The sequence below is a fragment of the Desulfofundulus sp. genome (assembly GCF_049701015.1).
Lineage (GTDB): Bacteria > Bacillota > Desulfotomaculia > Desulfotomaculales > Desulfovirgulaceae > Desulfofundulus.
Window position 1 is genome coordinate 1 of record NZ_JBNATZ010000384.1, and the last position, 1,654, is coordinate 1,654.

The window sequence follows — 1,654 nt, forward strand, 5'->3', positions numbered from 1 at the left end:
GTACCAGGAGGAGCACATGAAAGTGTCCATGGTATCGGTTTCCCGCCGGGCGGGCCCGCCGCACCGGGGACAGGTGGTGTTGACAAACTCCGGACAGTCGGCCAGGGGCGATTGCCCGGTTGGTTTAAATTCCACGTCCCGGGGCAGGAGCACAGGTAGATCCTCCTCCGGTACGGGTACAATACCGCACTTATCGCAATATATAATGGGAATGGGTGCGCCCCAGTAACGCTGGCGGGAGATCAGCCAGTCCCGCAGACGGTAGTTCACCCGGCCGCGGCCCAGGCCCTTTTCTTCCAGGTACGCGATCACCGCGCGGATCCCTTCGTCTTTAGGCAAGCCGTTGAACTGGCCGGAATTTACCATTATCCCGTCGCCGACATAAGCTTCCGTCATGGTCTCAGGGTCCAGTTCCTCCCCGGGCGGCTGGATGACCACCCGGATGGGCAGGTTGTACTTACGGGCAAATTCAAAGTCCCGCTGGTCGTGGGCCGGCACGCCCATAACCGCCCCGGTGCCGTACTCCAGAAGCACGTAATTGGCCACCAGCACGGGCACCCGCTCACCGTTCAAGGGGTTGATACAGTAAGCACCGGTGAACAGCCCTTCCTTTTCCACATCGGTGGCCGTACGGGCAATTTCGTTTAAATTGCGCACCCGCCGCACGAAGTCCCGCACTGCTCCGGCCTGGGGCTTGCCTTCAATGAGCTTTTCCACCAGGGGGTGTTCCGGAGCCAGCACCATGTAGGTAACCCCGAACACCGTATCGGGGCGGGTGGTGAAGACCACAATTTCCTCATCCAGATCGGCCACTTTAAAGCGGATTTCCGCCCCCTCGCTGCGGCCGATCCAGTTTTCCTGCATGATTTTAACCTTCTCCGGCCAGCCCTCCAGCAACTCCAGATCTTTGAGCAGGCGCTCGGCGTAGGCGGTAATTTTAAAGAACCACTGTTCCAGCTCTCGCTTTTCCACGGGCGTCTTGCAGCGCTCGCAGGCCCCCTCCTTGACCTGCTCGTTGGCCAGCACCGTGGCACATGAGGGGCACCAGTTGACCGCCGCTTTCTTCTTATAGGCGAGTCCTTTGTGGTATAGCTGCAGGAACAACCACTGCGTCCACCTGTAATAGCCCGGATGGCAGGTGGCCACTTCCCGGTCCCAGTCGTAGCTGATGCCCAGCTGCTTGAGCTGTGTGCGCATGGCCCTGATATTATCCATAGTCCAGTCCGCGGGATGGATGTTACCGTGCTTGATAGCCGCGTTCTCCGCCGGCAGGCCGAAGGCGTCCCAGCCCATGGGGTGCAGGACGTGGTAACCCTGCATGGTTTTGAAGCGGGCTACCACATCGCCGATGGAATAGTTCCTCACGTGGCCCATGTGCAGCTTGCCGGAAGGGTAGGGAAACATCTCCAGGCAGTAGTATTTCGGGCGGTCGGAGAAATCCGGAGTCCTGTATAAATTTTCTGCGGCCCAGCGGGCCTGCCATTTGGCTTCAATTTCTTTAAAGTCGTAGCGTTCCTTCACCAATGTATCCCCCTTGCCGTATGCCACAAAACCCTTGTTTCGACAGCATTCATAAGCATTATTTTACCATAATCATTTTGCCGGGGACAAGAATGGCAGCCGCGAAAAAGAGAAAAACGGGGTGGTGGACAAT

Annotated in this window: 1 protein-coding gene; it reads right to left on the minus strand. The window is 58.0% G+C overall.

Translation table 11 applies throughout. The annotated features are described in order from the left end of the window. The coding region (gene leuS / locus ACPLUI_RS14670; RefSeq protein WP_424660979.1) for a leucine--tRNA ligase at positions 1–1,521 on the minus strand (1,521 nt) is incomplete at its 3' end. Between the last annotated feature and the right edge of the window lie 133 nt (positions 1,522–1,654).